Origin of the sequence: Marinomonas fungiae, assembly GCF_001418205.1 — a bacterium.
Lineage (GTDB): Bacteria > Pseudomonadota > Gammaproteobacteria > Pseudomonadales > Marinomonadaceae > Marinomonas > Marinomonas fungiae.
Window position 1 is genome coordinate 12971 of record NZ_LIQF01000012.1, and the last position, 23788, is coordinate 36758.

25 protein-coding genes and 1 other RNA gene are annotated in these 23788 nt (G+C 46.7%); 14 read left to right on the forward strand and 12 right to left on the reverse strand.

Translation table 11 applies throughout. The annotated features are described in order from the left end of the window. Nucleotides 1-121: 121 nt before the first annotated feature. From ASC49_RS15240 to smpB, 6 genes are all read right to left on the reverse strand, one after another. Complete coding sequence (locus tag ASC49_RS15240) at nucleotides 122-766, reverse strand: hypothetical protein (RefSeq protein WP_055464115.1); 645 nt, start codon at nucleotides 764-766, stop codon at nucleotides 122-124. A gap of 93 nt (nucleotides 767-859) precedes the next feature. After that, nucleotides 860-2923: an FUSC family protein gene (locus ASC49_RS15245; RefSeq protein ID WP_055464116.1), complete on the reverse strand. Its 2064-nt coding sequence runs from the start codon at nucleotides 2921-2923 to the stop codon at nucleotides 860-862. Nucleotides 2924-2933: 10 nt separating this feature from the next. After that, the gene (locus ASC49_RS15250) at nucleotides 2934-3794 is read right to left on the reverse strand and encodes an efflux RND transporter periplasmic adaptor subunit (protein ID WP_055464117.1); all 861 of its coding nucleotides are present in this window, start codon (nucleotides 3792-3794) and stop codon (nucleotides 2934-2936) included. 7 nt (nucleotides 3795-3801) lie between these two features. After that, a complete protein-coding gene (locus tag ASC49_RS15255; RefSeq protein WP_055464118.1) occupies nucleotides 3802-4002 on the reverse strand; it encodes a DUF1656 domain-containing protein in 201 nt (66 codons plus the stop codon). A gap of 181 nt (nucleotides 4003-4183) precedes the next feature. Continuing rightward, nucleotides 4184-4546, reverse strand: a transfer-messenger RNA (tmRNA) gene (gene ssrA / locus ASC49_RS19655). Nucleotides 4547-4617: 71 nt separating this feature from the next. Beyond that, the gene (smpB, locus tag ASC49_RS15260; protein WP_055464119.1) at nucleotides 4618-5097 is read right to left on the reverse strand and encodes an SsrA-binding protein SmpB; all 480 of its coding nucleotides are present in this window, start codon (nucleotides 5095-5097) and stop codon (nucleotides 4618-4620) included. A gap of 156 nt (nucleotides 5098-5253) precedes the next feature. Here smpB and ASC49_RS15265 point away from each other — a divergent pair, with 156 nt between their 5' ends. Genes ASC49_RS15265 through ASC49_RS15275 form a run of 3 tightly spaced genes read left to right on the forward strand, consistent with a single transcriptional unit; the run spans nucleotide 5254 to nucleotide 7328 of the window. Further along, a complete protein-coding gene (locus ASC49_RS15265; RefSeq protein WP_055464120.1) occupies nucleotides 5254-6612 on the forward strand; it encodes a sodium-dependent transporter in 1359 nt (452 codons plus the stop codon). 1 nt (nucleotide 6613) lies between these two features. Continuing rightward, nucleotides 6614-7042 (forward strand): type II toxin-antitoxin system RatA family toxin, encoded by a 429-nt coding sequence (locus ASC49_RS15270; RefSeq protein WP_072242139.1) that lies wholly within the window; start codon nucleotides 6614-6616, stop codon nucleotides 7040-7042. Further along, nucleotides 7035-7328 (forward strand): RnfH family protein, encoded by a 294-nt coding sequence (locus ASC49_RS15275; protein WP_055464121.1) that lies wholly within the window; start codon nucleotides 7035-7037, stop codon nucleotides 7326-7328. Before ASC49_RS15270 ends, ASC49_RS15275 begins: the two co-directional genes overlap by 8 nt. A 1-nt stretch (nucleotide 7329) precedes the next feature. Here ASC49_RS15275 and ASC49_RS15280 read toward each other — a convergent pair whose 3' ends face one another. Continuing rightward, the gene (locus ASC49_RS15280) at nucleotides 7330-7647 is read right to left on the reverse strand and encodes an outer membrane protein assembly factor BamE (RefSeq protein ID WP_055464122.1); all 318 of its coding nucleotides are present in this window, start codon (nucleotides 7645-7647) and stop codon (nucleotides 7330-7332) included. A gap of 71 nt (nucleotides 7648-7718) precedes the next feature. On the opposite strand from ASC49_RS15280, the gene fur reads away from it, so the two are divergent. Continuing rightward, nucleotides 7719-8129 (forward strand): ferric iron uptake transcriptional regulator, encoded by a 411-nt coding sequence (gene fur, locus ASC49_RS15285; RefSeq protein WP_055464123.1) that lies wholly within the window; start codon nucleotides 7719-7721, stop codon nucleotides 8127-8129. Nucleotides 8130-8147: 18 nt separating this feature from the next. Here the strand turns inward: fur and recN are convergent, their stop codons facing one another. Then, on the reverse strand, nucleotides 8148-9824 hold the full coding sequence (gene recN / locus ASC49_RS15290; protein ID WP_055464124.1) for a DNA repair protein RecN: 1677 nt from the start codon (nucleotides 9822-9824) through the stop codon (nucleotides 8148-8150). 208 nt (nucleotides 9825-10032) lie between these two features. Between recN and grpE the strand changes: the two genes are divergently transcribed. From grpE to dnaJ, 3 genes are all read left to right on the forward strand, one after another. After that, the gene (gene grpE / locus ASC49_RS15295; protein WP_055464125.1) at nucleotides 10033-10602 is read left to right on the forward strand and encodes a nucleotide exchange factor GrpE; all 570 of its coding nucleotides are present in this window, start codon (nucleotides 10033-10035) and stop codon (nucleotides 10600-10602) included. A 103-nt stretch (nucleotides 10603-10705) separates the two neighbouring features. Next, entirely contained in the window at nucleotides 10706-12622 is a 1917-nt protein-coding gene (dnaK, locus tag ASC49_RS15300) for a molecular chaperone DnaK (protein ID WP_055464126.1), read from the forward strand. Nucleotides 12623-12737: 115 nt separating this feature from the next. Further along, nucleotides 12738-13865, forward strand: coding sequence for a molecular chaperone DnaJ (dnaJ, locus tag ASC49_RS15305; RefSeq protein ID WP_055464127.1), 1128 nt, complete (start codon nucleotides 12738-12740; stop codon nucleotides 13863-13865). 40 nt (nucleotides 13866-13905) lie between these two features. Here the strand turns inward: dnaJ and ASC49_RS15310 are convergent, their stop codons facing one another. Further along, entirely contained in the window at nucleotides 13906-14514 is a 609-nt protein-coding gene (locus tag ASC49_RS15310; protein ID WP_055464128.1) for a uridine kinase family protein, read from the reverse strand. A 130-nt stretch (nucleotides 14515-14644) separates the two neighbouring features. Between ASC49_RS15310 and ASC49_RS15315 the strand changes: the two genes are divergently transcribed. The 4 genes from ASC49_RS15315 to ASC49_RS15330 all read left to right on the forward strand — a co-directional run bounded on the left by ASC49_RS15315 (nucleotide 14645) and on the right by ASC49_RS15330 (nucleotide 18486). Then, on the forward strand, nucleotides 14645-15235 hold the full coding sequence (locus ASC49_RS15315) for a hypothetical protein (protein ID WP_055464129.1): 591 nt from the start codon (nucleotides 14645-14647) through the stop codon (nucleotides 15233-15235). A 7-nt stretch (nucleotides 15236-15242) separates the two neighbouring features. Further along, nucleotides 15243-15575 (forward strand): DUF3392 domain-containing protein, encoded by a 333-nt coding sequence (locus ASC49_RS15320; protein WP_055464130.1) that lies wholly within the window; start codon nucleotides 15243-15245, stop codon nucleotides 15573-15575. 265 nt (nucleotides 15576-15840) lie between these two features. Further along, a complete protein-coding gene (locus ASC49_RS15325) occupies nucleotides 15841-17211 on the forward strand; it encodes a glyceraldehyde-3-phosphate dehydrogenase (RefSeq protein WP_055464131.1) in 1371 nt (456 codons plus the stop codon). A gap of 357 nt (nucleotides 17212-17568) precedes the next feature. After that, nucleotides 17569-18486, forward strand: coding sequence for a LysR substrate-binding domain-containing protein (locus ASC49_RS15330; protein WP_055464132.1), 918 nt, complete (start codon nucleotides 17569-17571; stop codon nucleotides 18484-18486). A gap of 3 nt (nucleotides 18487-18489) precedes the next feature. On the opposite strand, the gene ASC49_RS15335 is transcribed toward ASC49_RS15330, so the two are convergent. Continuing rightward, nucleotides 18490-19257, reverse strand: coding sequence for a TSUP family transporter (locus tag ASC49_RS15335; RefSeq protein ID WP_055464133.1), 768 nt, complete (start codon nucleotides 19255-19257; stop codon nucleotides 18490-18492). Between the two features lie 188 nt (nucleotides 19258-19445). Here ASC49_RS15335 and ASC49_RS15340 point away from each other — a divergent pair, with 188 nt between their 5' ends. Then, nucleotides 19446-19730 carry a hypothetical protein gene (locus ASC49_RS15340; protein ID WP_055464134.1) on the forward strand — a complete coding sequence of 95 codons (285 nt, stop codon included), beginning with the start codon at nucleotides 19446-19448 and terminating at the stop codon, nucleotides 19728-19730. A gap of 68 nt (nucleotides 19731-19798) precedes the next feature. Here ASC49_RS15340 and ASC49_RS15345 read toward each other — a convergent pair whose 3' ends face one another. Next, nucleotides 19799-20320 (reverse strand): DUF501 domain-containing protein, encoded by a 522-nt coding sequence (locus ASC49_RS15345; protein ID WP_055464135.1) that lies wholly within the window; start codon nucleotides 20318-20320, stop codon nucleotides 19799-19801. Between the two features lie 8 nt (nucleotides 20321-20328). After that, nucleotides 20329-20739 carry a PilZ domain-containing protein gene (locus tag ASC49_RS15350; RefSeq protein ID WP_055464211.1) on the reverse strand — a complete coding sequence of 137 codons (411 nt, stop codon included), beginning with the start codon at nucleotides 20737-20739 and terminating at the stop codon, nucleotides 20329-20331. A 452-nt stretch (nucleotides 20740-21191) separates the two neighbouring features. Between ASC49_RS15350 and ASC49_RS15355 the strand changes: the two genes are divergently transcribed. Together ASC49_RS15355 and ASC49_RS15360 are read left to right on the forward strand one after the other, a co-directional pair. Next, entirely contained in the window at nucleotides 21192-23168 is a 1977-nt protein-coding gene (locus tag ASC49_RS15355) for a methyl-accepting chemotaxis protein (protein ID WP_055464136.1), read from the forward strand. Between the two features lie 63 nt (nucleotides 23169-23231). Continuing rightward, entirely contained in the window at nucleotides 23232-23711 is a 480-nt protein-coding gene (locus ASC49_RS15360) for a peroxiredoxin (protein ID WP_055464137.1), read from the forward strand. Nucleotides 23712-23788: the final 77 nt, after the last annotated feature.

A 23788-nucleotide genomic window follows, 5' to 3' on the forward strand; every position in this document is an offset into this window, starting at 1 on the left:
CATTATAGATGTGTACGAGAAAGTGGAGCGGTTGGATGATAACGATTTCTTATATGAATCTAAGCTTTTATAGAGATGTATTCTATTAAGAGTCTGGCGAAAACCAGACTCTTCTGCTTGTCTACAAATCATCGGTGCATTGGTAGTCTTCTGGCATCTCGATGCGATAGGGCTGATCTTGGGGCTGTTCGACATTGAGATTCTTGATGGAACGCTCGATGAGAAACTCATACAACTTCCAGCGTGAGCACTGAGAATGCTCGACGGAGCTACTGCTGTGTAGCACAACTTTACCATTGGTATTTACCAGCTCAAGATCAAGTACCGCCTCAAGAACCGACCGCTTGACAGTCTCGTAGCCAACTAAATACGGCATAACATGGAAATCGGTCTCACAGTGGCGGCCACCGTCTTTGTCCTCATAGCAGTGGGTACTGCGTCCTGTACGACGCTCTTCATAAATCGGCTCTTGGCGCTCGCGTACTTGCGCTTGGCTGGTTAAGTGATAGCGCGCAATAAAATCAGGCGAACTTAATTTTGCTCCGACATAGAAATACCCTTTGTTTTTAAAGGACTGCACAACTTGATCGAGATAACGCTTATTGGTCAATGGATCGGCAGATTTCTGCGCTTCCACCAAAATACGAGATTCGGGTGTGATTTTAACATCCGGGTCCACATTGCTGACCTGACGTCCCATCATCACCACATTAGACGAACAGCCGGTCACAAACAGCAGTAGCAGGACAGATAAAAAAGCTCTCATAACACTCTCCGATGCTGGAATCTATTAACGTTAATGCAATCCGCCTAATCCGCAAAGAGCGCCTGATGTAAACCTAGGTAAGGGCGAAAAGGGTTAAGCGGGTATTTGACTACGCTCAACCGCAATCATAGTCGCAGAACGATTAAGAGACAGCGCGATACGTTCAATGCTGCCGCGAATCAGCTCGACTTCCTCATCAGAGAGCTCATGCTTAGGTAGGCGTTCGAGAAACTGCTGTGCCGTGCGATGAAACACTTGCGGACTTTTCCCGTAATAGCAATTTAAAAAAGCACAGGCCAATGCCTTTTGTAAGCTATCTAATTCTGAGTTGAGCTGCTCACCATAACGGGCTTGAATCATATTGCGTAAATGCAACGAGACATGGCCGAGGTTGAGCGCTGTCAGAGCCAAATCAATCAGATTGCGGCTTTTGGTCATGCCCTTTTCATAAGTGGCAATACGCAATAAGCGATCGCCCATGCGCGCGTTGAACCACATATCCGCTTTAGGATGATACGAAAGCGCCAGCAAATCTCGATAGGTGTTCTTCATCAAGCGTTGCATCATCAGAGTCAGGCTCGGCCCTGTAATCATTTTGAACAGCCAATAGAGCACACTTACCCCCACAAAAATCGCCAACGCATTGCTGACCGTAGCATCGATTTGAAAGGCTTGAACCATACCGGGGCTTGGCATAACAAAGATGGTAAAGGGAATGGAAATCCCCAAGCCATAAGGCAACGTGGCACGATTTGCCAGCAGTAGCAAACTGGCGAAATACGGGCCAGCCAAAATCAGTATCAGTAATTCATAATCGCCGGAGCTTTGTGCCAATAAAGGGAGGGCGTAAAACACCGCGAGCGCTAGGGCAATCACAACACCGATTAAAATACGACGTAGCACCACGGTAAGAATCATCATCGGCAGTCGCGCCATCATGATTGAAAACACCACCGGCATAATCATAATCATCAAGACCGTACTGGAGCCAGTTCCCAGCCACAAGGTCGCACCAACAACAAACATCACCATGCTACGGAGACCCGTACTCAATCCTACTAATGGATCGTGATGGGGTTTAATGCGTGGCGCATTAAGCTTAGGTTGGCGTTCACTGGTCAGCGCGTCGTAGCTTTTCAGGATGACAACCAGCTCCGCGCTGAGATCCTGAGCAATTTTAAATAAGCGCAGACCGAGTGCGGACTCGTTTTCGGCCGTGTTGGCATATTGACTTTGTCGGCGGCGCAGAGCTTGAGTGAGCTGATAGCTGTCAGCAAAGGACGTCGCGCTGGCAATGGCACGAAAGGATTGATACATATCATCGAGCATCGCGCCCATAGACGTTGAAATCAGCTCAGGGTGATTACGCTGCAAGCGGCCAAAGATCTGAATCAACGCCAACAGCGAAAGAATCTTATTCGAAAGCAAGTTGGAAGCTCTGTTGCGCCCCGGGCCATGAGGACCTTCATAACTGACAGCGGTTGAATCGTCGTTTAGCTCAGTGAGGGATTCTAAAATACCATCAATCGCCTGATGTCGGCTGGCGTGGGAGCCTTGCGGATCCAACTCCGTTGCCAAATAATCCAGCGTTTGATTGATGCTTTTGCGGGCATTGGCGCGCAGCACAGTGCTAACTTTCACCGGCCAAATTAGCGTGCTGACCAAGGCGGCACAGACAACGCCGACAATGATTTCACTGACCCGAGCTTGGGCAATATCAAATATCGATGCGCTGCTGGCCTGTTGAGGTTGTACCATGACCAACAACACGACAAGGCTAGCGGTCATACCAGCCATGGCAAAGGCGTAAATTAAATTAACCCGTCGCACCAGCGCCGATAATCCAGCATTAATGCCAAGCCAAAGCGCTAAGCAAGACATGGCCAAAATGGGCTCACTGGGAAATAACTCTAAAATCAAAATACCGACCGTACCGCCGACCACCGTGCCGATAATTTGATACAAGCCTTTTTCCAACACTAGGCCGCTTTCTGGACGCATTTGCAGGAAAATAGCGCTGATCAACGCCCAATTGGGACGCTCCAAACTAAAAAACATCGCCATATACAGCGCCAAGGCCATCGCCAGAACGCCCTTAATCGCGAACTTTATGGCATCCCTTTGTGGGAAGAGCAGGCTTGTGATTAATGGCTGCATAAATCAACCATTACTCGTCTTCTAGACGAATTGACACCGTCATACCGGCACTTAGCTGCACCCCATCAAACGGATCAAGCTGAATGTCCACCGGAATACGTTGCGCCAAACGCACCCAATTAAAGGTCTGCTGTACCTGAGGTAGCAGCTGGCTATTGCTATTGGTATTGGCGTCAGCAATGGCCCTGCCAATACTGGTGACGGTGCCTGTTAATGGCTGATCACCATTCATCAAAGTGATCTTAGCCCGTTGCCCTTCATGGATCAGCTGCAGCTTGGTTTCCTCGAAATAGCCCGTCACGTATAGCGAATTTTTCTGAACCAGTGACAACACCGGCGTGCCGCGGCTGACGTAGTTGCCTTCACGTAGATTCAAGTTAACGATATAGCCATCCTGAGGCGCACGTATTACAGAGCGTTCAACATCTAACTGAGCAGCATTTAACTCGGCCTGACTCAACTTCAAGGTAGCCTCGGCGCGTTTGACCTGAATACGGGCACTTTCCGTGGTTTCATCCGAGACCAACTGACCTTTTTGACTTAACTCTTGGCGGCGCTGATATTGATGCTGCGCCAGCTCCAAGGCATAACGATTACTCTCCACTTGAGCTTCAAGCTGAGCAACCTTGGTCTGAGCGCGGGCATCATCCACCTGCAAAATCACATCGCCTTGCTTGACCGCTTGATTATCCCGTACCGCCAACTGAGTCACCCAACCGGATACATCCGGCGCAATGGTGATCACATGGGCGCGCACGCGGCCATCTCGCGTCCAAGGGGAATACAAATAATGCTGCCAAACCCAGTGGCCAGCGACGATTGCCAGCAACACCACCGCAATCGTAAGGGAGATGCGCAACGTATTTTTCATAGACCGATTAACTCCCAAGTAAATAAACAACCAACGCCAAATAGCACACATACAACCCGACCTCAAACCAAGCCACACGCCAGATTTTTAGATAAAGACCGGATTTATAAAGGAAAAAACGCGTGATCCAAGACAGGATAAACGCTAGCGGAGCAAATAAAACCAACGGGCTAAACAACAAACCACCCAAGGCTAACTCTTGAAACATAGTGTTTTATCCCCTGTCACCAATGACACGCCATGCAACCACGCAAGCGTTTCGAATAGGTAAAGCTTACCTCAGTATAAAACAAGAAATAGGGCAAAAGGTTACAGATTTCAGGGAAGCGGTGTGAGGGTAGGCAGCAACAAAAAAGGCCGCTTATTGCTAAGCAGCCTTTTTAGACGTCTGGTGGAGATGGGGGGAGTCGAACCCCCGTCCGCCAGTCCTCTGCCATCGGATCTACATGTTTAGTCACTTCTACTTTTTGACTGTTTACCGCCCGAAGGACAGGGTGTAACCAGCGAGCCTGATTGATCTTAGATCCTTATCCCCAGGCAGGGCATCGGATAGCATCTCGTAATTTATGATACTGCGGAATCCCGGGCTACAAGCAACCTGGGGGCAGCACACTAGCAGGTTATTAAGCTGCTAGAGCGTAGTTTTCGTCGTTTGCGACTATATAGTTGATACATGTGGATTTACGAGATCACGTATCACTCTCGACATGCACCTCAGGTTTTGTAACCGGCGTCGAAACCATGTCATCCCCGAAGTTGCGGCCATTCTAACGAATCTTGGCGGATTACGCTAGTCAGTCGCTCTGTTTCCACACTGTGGAAGCTAAACTTTTGATTTCATTAGGCGTTCTTTATCGCGCGCCCAATCTCGTTCTTTCGCGCTATCACGCTTGTCGTGGTCTTTTTTACCCGTTACCAAGGCGATCTCACATTTAACTTTGTTGCCTTTCCAGTATAGCGCCATCGCCGCACACGTTTTACCTTTTTGCTCGATGGTTTCAATAATACGATCTAGTTCGCGACGGTTTAGCAACAGTTTGCGTTGGCGCACGGGTTCGCACACAACGTGTGTCGAGGCGCTCATCAGTGGTGTAATACGTGCGCCGATTAGATAAGCCTCGTTTTGGTGGATAATAACGTAGCTGTCCACTAATTGGGCTTTGCCTTCGCGAAGACTTTTGACTTCCCAGCCTGTTAGCGCAATTCCGGCTTCAAACTTTTGGTCAACAAAGTAATCGTGGCGCGCGCGCTTGTTTAGGGCAATCGTGCCTGTGCTATTTGGTTTTTTCTTTGCTTTACTCATAGGTAAAAATTATACGGTCGATAGGGCGAAAATCCTATGCTTTTCTTGAGGTATGCGCCCTAATATAAGAAAATTCAGAACTTTAAGTAAATTCGGTGCAGGCAGCTGTTCTGCTGTATGTTTTAAAATTCGCTTAACTCATTGAGAGCTTAATGTATGCCCGAGAGTCGCTGTTTACAAGGGATTTGGTCAAACCCTTGGATATTTATTTTCGCCGCTGCCGGTTCTGCGATTGGTTTGGGGAATATTTGGAAGTTTCCATATATGTTGGGGGCCAACGGAGGTGGGGCGTTTCTGTTGATTTATTGCCTTTGCCTTGTGGTGGTGGGCTTGCCAATGCTGATGGCTGAGGCGGCGCTTGGGCGGACGGTGCGCTCTAACCCTGTAGATACGGTCAATGATTTAGCTGAGCGTCGTGTCATTTCGAAGTTTTGGGTGGCGCTTCCCTATTTGTCGGGGATCACGGGATTACTGATTCTGACGTACTACAGTGTAATTGCCGGTTGGGCATTTGCTTACTCGCGCCGTGCGGTGATGGGCTCTTTAGAGAATCTTGATACCGAAAAATCGGTGGCTTTGTTTCAGGCGTTTCTCGATGCCCCAGTAGAGATGATTTTCTGGCTTACTGTGTTTTTGACATTGGTGGTGTTAGTGGTTGGTCAGTCGGTGACGCAGGGGCTGTCAAACGTTGTGAAGCTATTGTTGCCGACACTGATCACCATGATGTTGGCGTTGGCCGCTTATGCCTTGGTGATGGGGAATAGCAGCGAGGCGTTAAGTTTTATGCTGAGTTTTGATTGGGAACAAGTCACTTTTGATGTGGCCTTGTCGGCGATCGGCCATGCGTTATTTAGTTTGGGTGTGGGCTTGGGGGCGCTTTTTTCTTACGGCGCTTATATGAGTAAGCGGATGTCGATTGCTAAGGCCGGAGCCATTGTCGTGGGCTTGGATCTGTTGGTGTCGATTTTGGCGGCGTTGATCATTTTTCCGCTGACGTTTGAGTTCGGGATCGATGCGCAGTCAGGCCCCAGTTTAACGTTTGTTACCTTGCCGATCATTTTTGATTTGTTGCCAGCAGGTCAGGTCATTGGTTTGATGTTTTTTGCTTTGTTGGCGTTGGCTGCATTGACTTCGGCAATTGCTATGATGGAGCTGTTTGTGTCTTGGTTGCATGAACGCTTCTATATTGGTCGTTTAAAAGCAGCTTTTCGTTTGGGAGTTGGCGTATGGTTCTGTGGTATCGCCATTGTGTTGTCGTTTAATCACTGGGATGCCAAGATTCTGTTTGGCATGAATCTGTTTGAATTAGTCGACAATGTGACCTCTTTTATAATGTTGCCCATTGCGGCCGTGGCGTTGTCTATTTTGGTGGCTTGGGTGCTTCCTGAACCGATGTTGAAAAACGAGATGATTGTGAAGACCCCAAGTCACTTTGGCTGGTGGTACACTACACTGAAATACGTCAGCATTCCGGCGGCAATTTTAATTACCGTAGCCGGATGGATAGGAGTTTAGTTTGAGTCATATTCAGAAGTTTGCTCATGTGAATTATAGTCAGAAACAAATGTACGACTTAGTGAACGATTTCGAGCAATATCCTGCTTTTTTACCGGGCTGTTTAGGCGCGCGCACTTTGTCTCGTACTGATCGTGAGATTGTTGCGACATTGGATGTTGGTAAAGGCCCTATTCATCAATCGTTTACCACTCGCAATGTACTGACCGAGTCCAGTCGTGTGGAAATGAATCTGGTGCAAGGGCCCTTTAAGAAGTTGCACGGAGTATGGACTTTCGAGCCTTTGTCAGAAACAACGTGTAAGATTGCCTTAAGTATCGATTTTGAGTTAAGTGGTATGCTCAAATTCGCTTTTGGTGGTGTGTTTGGGCAAGTAGCAAACGCTATGGTTGAAGCCTTTAGTGAACGAGCGAAAGTGGTATATGGCTAAGATTCGAGTTGAGGTGGCGTACGCGTTGCCAGAAAAACAAAAGATTGTGGCATTGGATGTGGACGAAGGCTGCACTGTGATGGATGCGGTGCGACTGTCGAACATTGATGCGTTCTTTCCTGGGTTGGATTTGAGTGCCCCTAAGTTGGGTATTTTTGGTAAGGCGGTTCGTAAACCTGAAGAGCAAATATTGCGCGCGGGCGAGCGAGTGGAAATTTATCGAGAGCTGAAAGTTGACCCGAAACAAGCTCGGGCCAACCGTGCAGCGAAAGCGGACAAAGAATAACTTATTTCTCCTGAATATCTTGTAATACGCCGTTTTGGAAGGTTAATACAAGATGTTTGACTTCGCTTACTGTGCTGTCTTGCTTGCTGTAAAGGCTGGTGAACAAGTAATGCCATTGGTTTGATTTGAATGTGCTTTGTACCATTGGAGTGCCTAGTACGTACAAGACCTGAGATTCGGTCATGCCAAGTTGGAGTTGTTGTACTTGTTCTGTTTTAATGACGTTGCCTTGCTCAACAGTTGGCTTGTAGGGTGAAGGAAGCAGGCTACACGCGCTGAGTGTGAACAGTGTAGATAGTAGGAGAATCGTTTTCTTCATTGGGCTTAATCCTGTGTTGGTTAGGTCAATGATAAAGTAATTATTAACGAGATCGAAATAGAGAATGACTCATGAGCAGTGAAAATCAAGAACTTAAAAAAGCTGGACTGAAAGTAACACTTCCACGCGTGAAAATCTTACAGATTCTAGAAAATGCTGGTGACCATCACATGAGCGCGGATGATGTTTACCGTACATTGTTGGATCAAGGTGAAGATGTAGGTCTAGCAACGGTGTACCGTGTATTGACTCAATTTGAGACGGCGGGTTTGGTTTCACGCCATCATTTTGAGGCTGGCACTGCTGTCTTTGAGTTGGCGAAAGGTGAGCACCACGATCATATGATCTGTTTAGAAACAGGTAAAGTGATTGAGTTTGTGGACGATGTGATCGAACAGCGTCAACACGAAATTGCAGAAGAGCATGGTTACGAAATCGAAGATCACAACCTGATCATTTACGTTCGTCCAAAGAAGAGTTAATCAACTTCAGTAGCATGGCTACTGAAGTTGGACATTACCGAGCATTTCTCTAGCATGTGCGAGGGTTTGCTCGGTAAGTTCAATCCCTCCTAACAAGCGTGCGATTTCTTGCGTACGGTTGGTTTCTGCCAACGATTCCACTTTTGATACGGTTGCTTCATTGAATACTTCCTTGCTGACACGGAAGTGCTGATGACCTTGAGCTGCCACTTGCGCCAAGTGGGTGACACAGAAGACCTGTCCACGATTGCCTACGGCGCGCAGCATTCGTCCAACGACTTCTGCAGTACCGCCACTGATGCCTACGTCAACTTCGTCGAATACCAAGGTTGGAATGACGGAGGTGTGTGCTGTCACTACCTGAATGCCTAAACTGATACGCGATAATTCGCCTCCTGATGCCACTTTACGCAGCGGTTGTGCAGGTTGACCTGGGTTAGAGGCGATCATGTATTCAATTTCTTCATAACCATTGACACTGATTTGATCTAATGGATCACAGTGGATGTAGAATCGCGCGTGGGGCATACCAAGGCCGTGAATCTGTTCTTCAACTCGCTGTGCCAATTCCTCTTTGGCTTGCATACGTTTTTCCGTCAGTAGGGTCGCGCTGGTTGTGAGCTGCTGATAGGCCTTTTCTTCTTTAAGTTTTAATGCGTCGAGGCTTTCTTCACTGCCAGATAAGCTGTTCAGCTCTGCTTCCACTTCTTCACGCAATGGGATTAAGCCTTCCGGTAATACTCGATGTTTACGAGCTGTGTCATAAATATCGCTGAGTCGTTGCTCGATATCTTGCAAACGGCCAGGATCTTGCTCAAGGGTATCTTGATAATGGTTTAAACTTGCCGACGCTTCTTCTGCTTGAATAAGCGCTTGGTTCATCATCTCCAGCGCATTTTCCAGCTCTTTGGTTGGCGGGTGGATGGCGCTGGCTTGTTGGATGGCTTGGTGCAATAAAGAGCAAACGTTGCCTTCATCGCTGTCTCGCAGAATGCCGCTGGCAGCGTAGGCTTTGTATTGCGCATCGGCGATGTTGGAGAGAAAGGCTTGTTCGTTTTCCAGCTCTTCCAGTTCGTTGGCTTTTAAATCCAGTTGCGCCAGTTCTTCCGCTTGGTAAGACAGCAGTTGTACTTTGGCTTCTTGTTCTGCTGAGCGGTTTTGCTTGGCATGAAGTTCTTCTTTTAGCTTGCGCCAAGCGTTGTATTCTTCGCGCACTTGACGGGTCAGGTCGGTTAAACGGCCATATTCATCCAGCTGTTGGCGTTGGGCGCTGCGCAAAAGTAACGATTGATGCTCATGTTGACCATGAATATCAACCAAGAAACTACCGGCTTCTTTTAGGTCGGCTAGGGTGCAAGGGCGGCCGTTAATATATGCTTTGGAGCGGCCTTCTTTGCTGATGACGCGGCGTAAGATGCATAGGCTCTCGCTTGTATTTTCCAGATCTCGTTCTTCTAACCAGTCTTGTACCGCAGGGTAAGCACTGATCTCAAAGGTAGCGCTGATATCGGCTTTCTTTTCCCCATGACGGACCACGCCGGCGTCCGTTCGCCCGCCTAGGCATAAGGATAGGGCGTCTACCATGATGGATTTGCCTGCGCCCGTTTCACCCGAGATAGCGGTCATGCCGGGTTTCAATTCCAATTCAAGGCTTTCAACGATAGCGAAGTTTGAGATAGCAATACTGGTTAGCATGATCTGCTCCTGATAAAGCAAACAATAGCATGGTTATTTATACAGTGTTTTATGTGTTTATTTATACAGTACTTGTATGTTTTTTGACAAGTGCCAGAAAAAGAAATTATTTGCGTACTTTTAATGGGGATTAGGTGTTGAAAGCACAAAAGACGTCCCCATATACCACGCACAGACAGTGATTACTTTCTGTTATTTGGAGATGAAAATGAGTGATCAAACGAATAAAGCACAGCAAGAAGTCGAGCAAGAAGAATTGCTAAACGAAGCCGATGCAGCCATTGCCGAAGAAGTTCTTGAAGGTATGGTTGAAGATGACGCTTCTGAAGAACTGATTAAGGCACGTGAAGAAGCGGCCCAGTACAAAGAAGTGGCGCTTCGTGCTCAAGCTGAAGCACAGAACATCCGTCGCCGTGCTGAGCAAGATGTAGAGAAAGCTCACAAGTTTGCGTTGGAAAAATTCGCGAAATCGGTAATTACCGTAGCTGATAACCTAGAGCGTGCCTTGTCTTCTGCGGCAGAAGGTTCTGAAAATGATCCAATGCGCGAAGGTGTCGAACTAACTTACCGTGACCTAGTAGAAACGTTAGCTCGTTTTGAAGTTGTGGCTGTTGATCCTGCTGGTGAACCATTTAACCCTGAGTTACATCAGGCGATGACGATGGTGCCTAATCCAAGCATGGAACCAAACACGGTTATGGACGTGGTTCAGAAAGGTTACACCCTAAATGGCCGCTTATTGCGCCCTGCGATGGTAGTGGTTTCAAGCGCAGCTTAAAAAAACTGTCATTTTTTTGACAGTCAGCGCTTGAAATAAAAATTGCCGTACCCAAATACAGAATTATCGAAACTACTAAAGAATTTTTACTGGAGATGCAACCATGGGCAAAATCATTGGTATTGACTTAGGTACAACTAACTCTTGTGTTTCCGTGCTAGACGGAGACAAGGCTCGCGTTATTGAAAACGCGGAAGGCGATCGCACCACCCCATCTATCGTAGCATTCACTGAAGATGGCGAGATATTGGTAGGTCAGTCAGCTAAACGTCAAGCGGTTACAAACCCAACGAACACGCTATTTGCAGTGAAGCGTTTGATCGGTCGTCGTTTCCAAGACGACGTGGTTCAAAAAGACATCTCAATGGTGCCTTACAAAATCGTTGCTGCGGATAACGGCGATGCATGGGTAGAAGTGAAAGGCGACAAAAAAGCGCCGCCACAAATCTCTGCTGAAGTTCTTAAGAAAATGAAGAAAACAGCGGAAGACTACCTAGGTGAGAAAGTAACCGAAGCGGTTATCACGGTTCCTGCTTACTTCAACGACTCTCAGCGTCAAGCGACGAAAGACGCCGGTAAGATCGCGGGTCTTGATGTAAAACGTATCATCAACGAGCCAACAGCAGCAGCACTAGCATATGGCCTAGACAAGGCATCTGGTGACTCAACTGTAGCAGTATACGACCTTGGTGGTGGTACGTTCGATATCTCTATCATCGAAATTGCGGATGTTGATGGCGAAAAACAATTCGAAGTACTGTCTACTAACGGTGATACGTTCCTAGGTGGTGAAGACTTCGACATGCGCGTGATCGAATTCTTGGCAGCAGAGTTCAAGAAAGACACGGGTATCGATCTACACAATGACCCATTAGCGCTACAGCGTCTAAAAGAAGCGGGTGAGAAAGCGAAGGTTGAGTTGTCTTCTTCTTCTCAAACAGAAGTAAACCTACCGTACATCACGGCTGATGCATCAGGTCCTAAACACCTTAATGTTAAGTTAACTCGTTCTAAGCTTGAGTCTTTGGTTGAAGACCTAGTGACTAAGTCTCTAGAGCCTTGCCGTCAAGCACTGAAAGATGCTGATCTATCTGCTTCTGACATCGACGAAGTTATCCTAGTGGGTGGCCAGACTCGTATGCCTATGGTGCAAGCGAAAGTGACTGAATTCTTCGGTAAGGCGCCACGCAAGGACGTGAACCCTGATGAAGCGGTTGCGATCGGTGCGTCAATCCAAGGTGCGGTACTAGCAGGTGACGTGAAAGACGTTCTTCTACTAGACGTTACACCTCTGTCTCTAGGTATCGAGACAATGGGTGGTGTGATGACAACTTTGATCGAGAAAAACACGACGATTCCAACGAAAAAGTCACAAGTATTCTCGACGGCAGAAGACAATCAGAACGCAGTAACGATTCATGCCCTACAGGGTGAGCGTAAACAAGCGGCTCAGAACAAATCTCTAGGTCGTTTCGACTTGGCTGACATTCCACCAGCGCCACGCGGTGTGCCTCAAATCGAAGTAAGCTTCGATATCGATGCCAACGGTATCTTGAGCGTTTCTGCGAAAGACAAAGCGACTGGTAAAGAGCAGTCTATCGTGATCAAAGCCTCTTCTGGTCTAAGCGATGAAGAAGTGGAGAAAATGGTTCGCGACGCGGAAGCGAATGCGGAAGAAGACCGTAAGTTCGAAGAGCTAGTACAAGCTCGTAACACTGCGGACGGCATGATCCACGCAACTCGTAAGACTCTAACTGATGCAGGCGATAAAGCGACTGCAGAAGAGAAAGAAGCCATTGAGAAAGCGATTGCTGACCTTGAAGCGGCACTAGAATCTAACGACAAAGATCAGATCGAAGAGAAAACCAATGCGTTGACTCAAGCCTCTGGTTCTTTGGCTCAAAAACTGTACGAGCAAGCGGATGCGTCACAAGCTAAAGATGGCGAGCAGGCTTCTGGTTCGAAACAAGACGACGCAGTTGATGCTGAGTTTGAAGAAGTTAAAGACGACAAAAAATAAGCCGAGTGCTTCCTTAAGTCGTCGTCCCTAGGGACTTATGCAAAACACGGGACGTAACCGTGTTTTGCTGTATTTAGGGATTTGAACTCACTCTACATATTCAGGAACACCTGCAATGAGTAAACGTGATTATTATGAGGTGCTTGGAGTAAGCAAAGACGCGGATAAGAAGGACATTAAAAAAGCCTACCGCTCTTTAGCCAACAAGTACCATCCGGATAAAAACCCGGACAATCCAGAAGCACTGGATAAATTCAAAGAGATCGCTGAAGCCTACGAAGTGTTGTCTTCGGAAGATAAGCGTGCGGCCTATGATCGTTTTGGTCACGAAGGCGTGAATGGTCAAGGCGGCCACGGTGGCTTCGGTGGAGGCGCTGGCGGTTTCAGTGATATCTTCGGTGATGTGTTTGGTGATATTTTCGGCGGTGGTGGTGGCGGTCAAAGCCGTACTCGTCGTGGTTCGGACTTACGCTACACCCTTGAGTTGGATCTTGAGCAAGCGGTTTGGGGTTGTGAAGAAAAAATCCGTATTCCTACCGCGGTAGAGTGTGATAAGTGTGAAGGATCAGGTGCAAAACCTGGTACCAAGCCAACCACCTGTCCTACCTGTAATGGTGCTGGGCAAGTGCGTATGTCACAGGGCTTTTTCTCGGTACAGCAAACTTGTCCGCAATGTCATGGTCAAGGTCAGATTATCTCTGATCCTTGTACTTCATGTCATGGTCAAGGTCGTAAGCAAGAATACAAAACGCTTAATGTTAAGATCCCCGCAGGGGTTGATACGGGCGACCGTATCCGCCTAACGGGTGAAGGGGAAGCGGGCACGTTTGGTGGTCCACCAGGGGATCTGTTTGTTCAGGTGTCGGTGCGTTCGCACGCAATCTTTGAGCGAGATGGCGCTAACTTATATTGTGAAGTGCCGATCAGTTTTGCGACGGCTGCGTTGGGTGGTGAAATTGATGTACCGACCCTTGATGGTCGCGTGCGACTAAAAGTCACACCTGAGTGTCAAACAGGCAAGCTGTTCCGTCTCCGTAATAAAGGTGTGAAGCCTGTTCGTGGTGGCCCAGTAGGCGACTTGATCTGTAAGGTTGTGGTCGAAACACCAGTGAACCTAACCGATCGACAAAAAGAGCTGTTTAAAGAGTTGGCTGAGTCCATGGGGGAAAACTCCGACCATTCGCCAAAGCAGAAAAGCTGGTTTGACGGTGTGAAGCGCTTTTTTGAAGATATTAAAAAATAAGCGCTCCTCGGTATTGTGAAGCTTGTAAAAGGAGCCTATGTTAGGCTCCTTTTTCTATTAGTAGGCTCTCAATATAATGGCGCAACAAGTTGGCGGCATTGGTAAAGCTTGTGTTGTTAGGGATGATGAAATCGGCCTTATTGCGGATTTCGATGGTTTTCAAGGATGCATGACGCACATGGCGCATATAACGACTGGTCACTTCGTTAACATTACGGCCACGTTCAGCAATATCACGTTTTAAGCGACGGACAATAGCGATGTCCATATCCGTGTCCACAAACAGTAGGTAGTCTACTGCATCGCGAATGGCTGGATCTTGAAACATCATATGACCTTCTACTAGCACGACTTTGGAAGGTTCCAAATTACGGTACCCAACACGTTTGTGTTGTGAATGATCGTAAACAGGTATTTCGTTGGGTTGCTGCTGATTTTTGCAGTTATGTATTGCCAAAGAGATACTTTCTAAATCCAAAGAGTTAAGATCATCAAAATTGTAGACGTCCGGGTCGATGTTGCCGCAGCCTTTGTAGAAACTATCTTGGCAGATAACGGTCAACTTGCTTCCTAAGCCTTCTGCTAACAACGAGCACAGGCGGCTTTTACCGCTACCAGAAATACCGGTGATGCCGATTACGAGTGCCATGAGCTACCTCAAGAAAAATGAATTTGCATTACGGGGTGGAAGAATTAGGATTTAATTGTATCAAAGAAGCGCAAAAATCGCTTATTGACTTACTGGTTAATGTTACAAAAAAAGAGTTCATAAAGAGATCATGTGGAGTATTTATCCCGCGTTTAAAAAAATCGTTGTAAGTGTCTGCCTTGTCGCAGGTGTCGTTTGGGCAGCTGAGCCAGATAACTCGACAACCAATGCTGCAGATTCGGTCGTTGCAGCACCAGAATTTTCAAAGGGGGCTGAATTATTTGGTATCCCCTTTAATGATTTGTCTAAAGCTGAATTTGAGCAGCATCTCTCGAAAATGGGGTTAGAATCGTATCCTTCTTACCGACAGGGCGTGGCAAATTACAGTCTAGGTGCCACGGGTATTTTAGGTATTAAAGAGCTGACGGTTGTCTATAACCAGTATGACTTTGTTGAACGTGCGACTATGTCAGGTGTAGTAGAGGATCCTGCATTACGAGCGAAGCTTGGTACTGTGTTAGAGAAAAAATACGGCCCACCATCCGTGGGGTTTGTGCGTGACGGCTATGGCCGTGCGCGCTGGTTCTTGTCAGATGGTACCGAAATAGAGTTACATAACACCACCTTTGATGTGTCAGTGATCTATATGGACCGTGTGCCTAAGCGCATTGCGCCTTCAGGTCGTATCGACGTAGAGGCCCTTCTTAAACGTAATCAGTAGTGTATTGATGGACTTAATACTCAGTTTTAATATGGATATGGCGCACAAGTTGCGCCCCTACCTACAAGACATTTCCCTGGCATTGGTCGCAACCATGTTGGTGATTTTCGGCGATCATGTGAACCGAACTCTCAAGCGGGCCGTGGCGAATTGGATGTTTATTGCCCGCATCGGTGCTTTTGTTCTAATGTGTACCTTTGGTTATGGTTTGCTGACCTTATGGGGACAGCCATTGGTCTATTGGCTACTGACTCACCTTGATCCAAGCCTGCGTCCGATCACAATTCTATTCTGCTTCTGTTTACTGGGTGTTTTAGCGGAAAGAAAACGTTATTTATAAAAAAATTTAAGAAATTTTCATTCTTTTTTTGTATGTAAATTACGTAAATTTATGAGATTTAGATAGGGGTTTTCCCTCAAAAACCCCAAATGTTGTTATTTAATAACATACTTCTGATAGTTACGTTGTTTTCATAAAATAACGCGCTAAACTCCCGTTTTTAATGGTTTTTTGTTGCCTTGTTACAATTTGATGTTAGTTCTATGAATGGGTAGACTGCGCCCAAATTGATGTGAAAACGTTTGTTTTTCTCGGGGGCAGATAAATGGCAAACACTTGGTTAGAAACGGTTTCCAAAGTTGAATCAATGATTCCTCTTTTGGGTAAGTTAGGTCGCGAACAGTCAGTAAAAGTTCAGCTAGCTGGACAAACTCTGATGTCCGATTCAGTCACTGGTTTGGTTGCATTGTTTGACCAATACCCAGCTGTAGATCTAGCGCGTGTGTATCAAGTGTTAGAGCAATTGATCGCAAATAAAACTGCAAACGTGGTGGTTGAACTTGAAGAAGCACTTGCGGACGCTGATATTGCGTCACTTGAAGGCTTCGCTCAAGCGGGTTCTGCAACACCGGTTGTGCTGTACGGTTTTGGTCGTATCGGACGTCTATTGACTCGCCGTATGTGTACTCTTGGCCACACAACTCCTGGCATGTGCTTAGCAGCAATTGTTGTTCGTAAAGCGGCGGATAATGATTTGGCTAAGCGTGCTAGCTTACTGAAATTTGACTCCGTTCATGGCACCTACGAAGGTGTTGTAAAAGCCGATGAGCAAAACTCTCAGCTAATCATCAACGGCCAGCCAGTTAAAGTAATCTACGCGTCAGATCCAAGCGAAGTTGACTACAAAGCACACGGTATCAACAACGCTCTGCTAGTGGATAACACTGGCCGCTGGCGTGATCACGATGGGCTAAGCGTTCATCTAGCTCGTCCTGGTATCGATCGCGTTGTTTTGACGGCTCCTGGTAAACAAATGAAAAACATCGTATTCGGTGTTAACGATTCTGATATCCAGTCAAGTGATCAAATTCTATCTGCAGCGTCTTGTACGACAAATGCGATTACTCCGATTCTGTCTGTACTTGAAGAAAAGTACGGCATTGAATCAGGTCACGTAGAAACAGTTCACGCTTACACGAACGACCAAAACCTAATCGACAACGTTCACAAAGGTGATCGTCGCGGTCGTGCTGCAGCGATGAACATGGTCATGACAGAAACAGGTGCAGCGAAAGCCGTATCCAAAGCGATTCCTTCTCTTGAAGGCAAGCTAAGCGGTAGTGCAATCCGTGTTCCTGTGATTAATGTGTCGATTGCTGTTTTAAGCTTGAATCTAAAAGCGGCAACGTCAGTAGAAGAAATTAACGAAGTATTGAAGAAAGCTTCTGCAAGTGCGGCATTGACTGGCCAAATCGGTTACAGCGCTGAAGCCGATGCAGTAAGTTCAGACTTCATCGGTAGTGAGCAGGCAGGTGTGCTGGATTCACTATCAACTAAAGTACGTGGTAACCAAGCGACTCTTTACGTTTGGTACGACAACGAATACGGCTACAGCTGCCAAGTAGTTCGCCTAATGGAAAAATTAGCGCAGATGGCTTTGGCTGATAGCAACGCTGTGGAAACTGCAGCGGCGTAATTGACCGGACACATTTAAGCATGTGTGTTAGTTCGGCGACCTTTGGTCGCCGTTTTTTTTGCCTGAAGAAAAGTTGAAGATCAGTGTGTTCATCAAGGCATAAATTTGAGGCAAAAAAAATCGGGCCATAAGCCCGATTAAAATAACTAGCAGTGTTGTGACGTGTGGCGCTCACCAACATCACAGTCTAATACATGGCTGTGGGGGCATGTATTAGACGAGGCATCAACATCATGAAAGATGCCGATGTTTGGAAGCAGTACTACCAAAACATGTGGCCATTTTAATGGTTGGTTAAAATTCCACAAACGATATAAACTGAGGTTTTGGATTAGCTCTACTAATGCAAGAGTCTCTATGAATAAAGTCTCGTTACCATTTCTTCACACCTTTGTCGTGGCCGCTAAACACCTTAGTTTTACTAAAGCGGCACAGGAGCTGTTTTTAACGCAAGGCGCAGTAAGCCAGCAAATACGCCTTTTAGAACAGCGTTTAGGCTTTACTTTGTTTGTGCGCTATCACCGTAGTTTAGAGCTGACGCCAATGGGCGCTAGGCTGGCGCTGCATCTGCGTCATATGTTCGCTGACTTAGATGGGCTTATCGAAGAGCTGCGTGAAGAACGCGACTCAACCATCATTACTTTGTCGGTCATGCCGTCCTTCGCTACGCGTTGGTTGATGCCACGCTTGGGACGTTTACAGGAACTTCATCCCGGCCTTCAATTGCGCATTCAAGCCAATGACCGTGAAGTGAATTTTACCCGTGATCGTATTGATGCCGCGATTGTACACAGTCATATTCACTCTGGTAGCGCCTATACCGTACCCTTGCTTCATGATCATGTTTTTCCGGTATGCAGCCCTGTATTTGCCGAACAGAATCAATTACGCATTCCAAAAGATCTCGCCCGTGTCCCTCTAATAAACGACGATTCTGAGTGGCGCTTTTTTAGCCCCTATGCAGAGTGGGAAGCTTGGCTGAGTAAAGCCGATGTGAAAGGAGCTAGGCCAAGTCGAGCGATCAGTTTTAACCGTGGTGATTTAGCCGTTCAAGCCGCGCTTTCAGGGCAAGGCGTTGCTTTAGGTCGAACGCCATTGGTGATGGATGATATTCGCGAAGGTCGATTATTGAAGCCTTTTGAGCAAGTGTATGACAATGGCCATGTCTATTTATTTGCCTGCCCCAATGAATATCGTGATCGTGAACCGATTCAGCAGGTGCTTAACTGGTTGCAGGAGGAGTGCCGTCTTTACATGGATGAAGCGTCACTTTAAAGGTTATGACGCAGTGAGTAGTTTAATGGAGAGGGCAATACACATGAAAATCACCATTGGGCGAATCAAAGTACTGCCGCGGCTAATTACTAAACGTGAACCAATTTGGGCTCCAAGCCATTGTCCCAGTCCCATGATGAGGCCAATGCCCCACAATACATGACCAGTAAAACTGAATAAAATCAGAGACGATAAATTGCTGGTGGCGTTCAAAATTTTCGTATGAACCGTGGCGGAGATAATTGAGAAGCCCATAAGACAGATGAACGCAGTGGAGAAAAAAGCCCCTGTTCCTGGGCCGATTAAACCGTCGTAAAAGCCAATGGTAAAGCCTGCGAACAATGCAAATTGAGCCATACTGATGCGCACAAATTTGGCAATCATCGGCTGAATTTTGGGTAATAAATAAAAGAAGATAGCCACGGCAATTAAAATGGCAGGAATCATCTTTATCAGTAAATTGCTATCAAGATAAGACACTAATATGGTACCGGCGAAGCTACCTAAAGCAGTCATAGCAATAGGAAAGCGCATCTCGGACAAAGAGACTTGTTTGGTTTTAACGAAGTGATAGGACGCGGACAGGGTGCCTGCACATCCCTGCAATTTATTGGTTGCAAGGGCTTCGAGTGGAGAAACGCCGGCGGCGATGAGCGCTGGCACTGTAATGAGGCCACCACCGCCCGCTATGGCGTCGATGAGTCCTGCAAAAAAGGCGATGAAGAATAGTGCAACGACTGTCCACACTGATAAATCAGAGAACCACTCCAACTAAAGCTCCTTGTCTAAAAAAGTAATAGCATCCTCAGGGCATCTTACAGTATGTTTACATTATTAGGCTAGCCAACTTATTCAATGAGCATTACGTTACGTATTGCTACGTAGGTTTGCTTGAGGTTCATGGCTTAACTGGCTAACTTATGGAACTGATATCGGTTATTTTTTGAGGGATTGAATTGATGGCTAAACAATACGCAGAAGTGCATCAAGATGATTTTATGAAGTTTGGTGGCGAGCGTCCTAGCTACCTTGATATTGAAGATGCCTTGCTGGCGCTGGGTGGGCACGGTGTGTCTGGTAATAACTTCAAAAAAGAAGCACTGAAAATGGCAGGCTGGACTGGCGGAGCATTGACGACTTATGCGCAACGCCCAGTGGTAGCAGCGAACGCATTTAACAAAATACGTGAGGGATTGGCTAAAGTGTCCAGTGCGGATGAGCTAAAAACGTATTTGAAAGGTTAGGCAAAAGCGTCTGACAAGAGGAACAATGTATAGGTTAGCAAGGCTAACTTATACATTGTTTCTGTGATTTATTTCATTTCGGCATCTGCAACGGCGCGGATGCCATATTCTTCGTCAAGAATCTTCCCGATGATGTTGTCCCCAGCTAGATGGTGAGCATATTGCATATGCAGGCAACGGATTTGATCCCAGTTTTTGATACCGCCAATACCGAGTTCTTCGAACAGGTGTGTGAAGCCTTTTTGTTCGATGATTTGTTTGTGCTCATCGCTCATTGCGTCCCAGCGACGCTGCACATAGTCCTCGTGTGACTTGTGGTACGCTGCACGCAGCTCTTCATCGTCGCGGATGCGTTGTTCTAGTTCTTTTACAACCCCTTGGCTTTCGATACGTGCCAGCGCTTTGTCGATGGCGCTGCTAGACAGCCAGTACAAAGTTGGAAATGGCTGATCGAACACCCAAGTTTCCATTTCTAGAACTTGTGGTACGCCATTAGGTGAGTAGTGTGCAACGCTACGGATGCCGCTTGGTGTGCGGCCCAATTGCTGAGTAATGATGTCAATATCAGCTTGAGATAGGGTATTAGTCATTAGGAGTTTTAAAGTGTGAAAGCTGGGAAGCTGGCAGCAAATTGTTTAATCCACTCCGCCGCAGCTTCGTTATAGTTTAAGCGCCGGCCCTGACTTTTTGCCTGTCGTCGATAGTGCTCTATTTGCGAGAGCTGCTCGACCATTCGCACACAATAACAGTCGTCATTATTGGGGAATTCAATCGCGATGCGGTACTCTTCCTGCTCTTTGTCGCACCAAGCTATACGGCCCGTCACACAAAAATGCGGGTCGATTTCCTGTAATGTGATACGCACACAAGTGCCTGCTTGGTATGAGAGCGGCGCTAAATAGGTAATGCCTACGAAGCCAATCCGATCCGTACCAACAGTTGGAAAAGACTGATCCTCGACAACCGTAATGTCTAAAGGTAAGTCTTTAGGATGTGCAACAAATTCCATCGCAACAAGCCAGTTTTTGTTCAATTAATTAGTCTATCGGCCGGACAGCCAGATGGTTTAAGAAGAAAGCGAATTGTACGCTTTTTACTCTGGCTGTACAGACGAAATTTAGGATAAATTTCAATCAACGCATAACTTTTTATTGATCAAATAGCATAACGCCAGAATTTAATTCATTTGTGCCAAAACCTCGTCGAAAAAGCGTCTTGAAAACCTTTTTAATGCCGCCGTATAGGTCATTCTTTACGCGCATTGTTTTTTTCTTTATGCATAAAGCGGTCCAACTAACCAAGCCACTTTGGGAATACTTTTGTTGTGAATTGTAAAATATGTAAGGCTTGGTACTTGCAGCTTGAACAAATAACAGGCTATATTTTTAATTAAATGACTGTTTAATTAAAGCTTTGTCAATTATCCATAACATGGTAATGGCTTGAAGCTAGGAGGATTCGATGTCTTTGTCCGTAGTCCAGCGCGTTTTGATGGGATTTGTGATGCTGTTGTTGCTGCTATTTGTTGTGGCGGGAGCGGGAGTGGGAGGCTTGAACTCAGTGCAGGAGCGCATCGAAACCGTGACAGGAGAAATTGCGAGTATTTCTGACAGTAGTATGGAAGTCAGTGCCGATCTCGCACAAGCCAGTAGTGCTGTGTTGCAATATCTTGTGGCATCTTCCGATAGCATGTTAAGTGATGCGCTAACGCAATATCAGTCAGGAAAGGAGCGCTTTTACGCCGAGGCGGATGCATTGAAGGCTCAGGCAGCTGAATCCCCTGATGTGTCAGCAACCGTGGTTGAAATTGAGCAACAATCCAACGTCTTTTTTGAGCTCGCGGACACGGCCATTTCCGATCACAGTCGAATGGTTCAGCTAGAACGTGGCATGGCCGATAAAAAACTCGATCTAAAAGATCAACTAAGCTATGTCGTTGAGGATCTTGAAGCCATTATCAGCTATCCAGAAAGCGATGAACAAGCGTTCGCGGCAGGTTTGGCGAAAACGCAAATGGAAAGCTTGCAGCTACTGATTGGCGATTATTTCGATTCGACCACAGTGCCTTCGTTAAACAGTATTCGTAAGGAAATGGGGAAGGCCTTTGCCCCTGTAGACAAAGTAATCGGCAAACTAGGTGATGATTTGATCACCGAGAATATTAATAAGATCCGTACTTCTGTTGAAGACGAGGCTGGCGTTGTAAACGAGTTTCTAGAGTTTAACCAAATCCAAGTGGCTTCTGAGCAGGCCGCAGCGGCGTTATTAAATAGCTTGGCGGTTATGAAGACACAGCAAGATACGCTAGAGAGTCATGTTTCTGTATTACGTGATCAGGCCAAGCTTAATGCCTTAGAAAGCTCAAATAATGCGAAAAATATTTCCTATCTGGTCGTGGCTGTTTCCGTTGTCATTGCCCTGTTGATTGCTTACTGGGTAAGCCTCAGCATTCGTAAACCATTGGCACAGATTCTGAAGGTACTGGATCAAATAGCGAATGGTGACCTGACCCAGCGCGTTACTGTTTCGAGTAAGGATGAATTCGGTCAGCTGTCGCACTGGGTGAACTCTTTGGTACAGAAACTGGGCGATGTGATTAAGCAAATTGATGAAGCGTCACATCAGGTTGTTTCTTCAGCAGATACTGTTTATAAGTCAACGACTTATACTCAATCTATTATACAAGAGCAAAATGATCGCACCACCTCAGTGGCAACAGCCATGGATGAAATGTCGGCGACAGTGCGTGAAGTGGCTCGACACTCCGAAGTGACGTTAGAGAAAGTGCAGGATGTGGATCGCAGTGCAGAAGTAAGCTTACAACGCATGCATACCAACATTGCTCAAGTGGAACAGTTGGTGGCGCAGTTGGAATCTTCGGCGGGTGTGGTGCAACAGGTTGCTCAATACTCGCAGAATATCGGCTCTATTTTGGAAGTCATTCAAGATATTGCCGAGCAGACTAACTTGTTGGCTTTAAACGCCGCTATTGAGGCCGCGCGAGCAGGTGAGCAAGGGCGTGGTTTCGCGGTGGTGGCAGATGAAGTGCGCACACTGGCTAACCGGACACATACTTCGACGGAAGAAATTCAGCAAGTGATTACCGAATTGCAGGGTGGTGTAAAAGCCACGGTTGTGACGATGGAACAAAGTTGTCAGAACGCACGTGAAAGTATGAATGAGGCACAAAGTGTCGGCCAAGTGTTGTCCGATCTACGTACCTTTATTGTTGAAATTCGTGACTTAAGTATGCAGATTGCCACGTCGGCGGAGCAGCAATCTAATGTGGCGCAAGACATCAATCGCAGTGTGCATGAGATTTCTCATAGCTCCGAAGGTGCCATGGAAGAAGCGATGGCGAGCCAAGAAAATTGTCAACGGATGAATGAGCTGGCACAGCATCAGCGCGCTTTGGTAGGCCAATTTAAGATTGTATAGCATCGCTGTTCTTCTATATTCGCGCTATGATGCTGTATCGCTGCGATTAACAGGAGAAATAGCATGAGTGTTCAGATGGGAGATATGTTGCCTTACGGAAGCTTTTTAGTGATGGGGCAAGATGGACCAGAAGAGGTTGATGTAACGAGCTTTTTTGCTAATAAAACTGTCGTAATGTTTGCTGTACCTGGGGCGTATACCCCAACCTGTAGTGCGCGACATTTACCGGGCTATGTTGCTAATTATCAAAACTTTAAAGACAAAGGTGTTGATGAAGTCGTCTGTTTATCTGTCAACGATGTGTTCGTTATGAATGCGTGGGGGAAAGAGCATAACGCTGAGGCGATTGTGATGGCTGCGGATAATTTAGCCCAGTACACCCAAGCTTTAGGGTTGGAAATTGAGATCGCCACGGCTCAGATGGGGCTGCGAAGTCGCCGCTATGCCATGCTGGTTAAAAACGGGGTGATTCAGCACTTGTGGTTGGAGGAGCCTGGTGAGTTTGGTATCAGTTCCGCTGAGCAAGTACTAAGTCATCTGTAACGATTAAAGCCACATTTGTGGCTTTTTTGCTCTTATGGCTTCTTGAATGATTCTTGAAATTCACTTGCAATTTTATT